Raw genomic sequence first — 685 nt, 5'->3', positions numbered from 1 at the left:
CGTAGCGGCCCTTCAGGTCGCGGTCCACATTGCGCAGGCCCGCGACATCGTGGATCACCTGATACGCTTCGCCGTTCGACGAGAACGACGCATTGCGGCCCGACAGCGTTGCCGACGCGTTGTCTTGCGTGAACCGGTGACCCTTCGCCGAGTTCAGCTCCAGATGCGCCTGTTCGCCCGTCAGTGCCAGCTTGTCGTCAACGCGGATTTCGCCCGCCGCGTTCGCTTTCACGCTCGCTTTTGCGCCACTTGCCGTCACCGCCTGCTTCAGCGCCACATCGCCGTGTTGCGACGTCAGCGCCAGCGTGTGATCGCTCGTCCAGTTCACCGCGCCATCGACCGTCACGTCGCCCGACGTGTTCGTCAATGCCACGTTCGTCGTGCCAAGCGTGCGTGACAGCGTCTGTCCGCCCAACGCACCGTCCGCATTGTCGACGTTCGCGTTCGCCGACTCGATCGTCCACGTACCCGTGCGACCTGACGTGCTGCGCGTATCGACCTGTGCATCGGCTGCCACCTTCACCTGTCGGCCGCGCGTCGTCACTTCACCGCCTGCTGCGTTCAGCGTACCCGCGACCTGCACCAGACCACCGTCCAGTACGATCTTCCCGTCGCGCGTGCCCAGCCCCTGCGCCTCGATCGTCCCGCTGTTGTTCACCACCGCGTTCAGCAGGCCATTCGCCGC

General features: G+C 65.5%; 1 pseudogene. It reads right to left on the bottom strand.

Features of this window, described 5'->3' with window-relative positions:
• Window positions 1-685 (bottom strand): annotated as a pseudogene (locus GQ57_RS31780) (filamentous hemagglutinin); the annotation flags it as partial.

Source organism: Burkholderia sp. MSh2 (assembly GCF_000731655.1).
GTDB lineage: Bacteria > Pseudomonadota > Gammaproteobacteria > Burkholderiales > Burkholderiaceae > Burkholderia > Burkholderia paludis.
This window is presented reverse-complemented; position numbering and strand designations above follow the sequence as displayed.